This window comes from Legionella sp. km772, from assembly GCF_003989735.1.
Taxonomy (GTDB): domain Bacteria; phylum Pseudomonadota; class Gammaproteobacteria; order Legionellales; family Legionellaceae; genus Legionella.
This window is the reverse complement of record NZ_RZGQ01000344.1, coordinates 1-1,397: the sequence shown is the minus strand read 5'-3', so window position 1 is coordinate 1,397 and position 1,397 is coordinate 1. Positions and strand designations below refer to the sequence as shown.

Sequence of the window (1,397 nt, the reverse complement as noted above, 5' to 3'; positions counted from 1 at the left end):
AGTGAAATAAAAAAATCTAAAAATCCTTCTTCCAGCTTCATTCCTATATCCATTTAAATGAAGCTAGCCTCTCATTATTTACCGATTTAAGCTAGATTTTTTTCATGAGGTGGCCCTGAGCTTTGGGGTGCTAGTGTAGATTTTATCGAGCCACTGTTGTACCCTGAGCTTTAGTTGCTCGTGGACATGGATTGTTATGTGGATTGTGCGCATCGCGCTTTCGCGACCCTATACCTTTATTGTATTGGCCTTAATGTTACTCATTATCGGGCCTCTCACCCTAATGCGCACCCCAACCGACATTTTTCCCGATATTAATATTCCGGTGGTAAGTGTGGTTTGGAATTACACTGGAATGCCACCTGAAGACATGGCCAATCGCATTACCAGTGTCTTCGAGCGCGTAGTACCTACTGTGGTGAATGATGTAGAGCACATTGAATCTCAATCATTACTGGGCGTTGGGGTGATTAAAATCTTTTTTCAACCCACCGTAAATATAAATATTGCTCTAAGCCAGGTTACAGGGGTAGCTCAAACGATGCTGCGTTCCTTACCACCTGGCACTTTACCCCCACTTATTTTAAATTATACCGCTTCTTCCGTACCTATTTTACAATTAGTGCTATCCAGTCAAACCATCCCTGAGCAGAATTTATTCGATTTTGGCAATAGCTTTTTACGCACCCAACTAGTCAATGTGCCAGGGGCATCCTTACCCTATCCTTACGGCGGAAAGGTGAGGCAAATACAAATCGATCTTGACCCCAAAGCTATGCAAACTTATGGCGTTTCTGCCCAAGAAGTCAATGCCGCTATTGCAGCTCAAAATTTAATTATTCCTGGTGGCACCGAAAAAATAGGAAAATATGAATACATCATAAAATTAAATGGCAGCCCATTAAGTGTTGAGGAGCTAAATAATTTACCTGTAAAAGCAACTCCTGGACGAGTTCTGTATATCCGCGATGTAGCCCATGCGCGCGACGGCTTTCCTCCCCAAACGAATATTGTTCGGGTTAACGGCCAACGAGCAGTCATGATGTCGGTACAGAAAACGGGGGAAGCGTCCACCATAGAAATTGTAAAACGAATTAAAGCATTAATTCCGCAAATTAAACAAATTATGCCTGCCGGCCTTAATTTAGATTTCTTCGCAGATCAGTCCATCTTTGTTACGGCGGCAATTAAAGGGGTAATCACGGAAGGGGTTATTGCTGCAGCCCTAACTGCCCTAATGATTCTCCTGTTTTTAGGTAGTTGGCGCAGTACTTTAATTAGGCAACGTCCCTGAAGTTTTTATAGACAAGATTTTATTTTGAATTGGTCACAGATTTTTTAATTTCACTTCGATCTACCCCCTCTCCCGCGATAGGAACTTTGATAGTATGATGATG

At 42.3% G+C, this 1,397-nt stretch carries 1 protein-coding gene; it reads left to right on the top strand.

Features of this window, described 5'->3' with window-relative positions:
* The first annotated feature begins 196 nt into the window (after positions 1-196).
* Complete coding sequence (locus tag ELY15_RS15775; protein ID WP_127101709.1) at positions 197-1,294, top strand: efflux RND transporter permease subunit; 1,098 nt, start codon at positions 197-199, stop codon at positions 1,292-1,294.
* Positions 1,295-1,397: the final 103 nt, after the last annotated feature.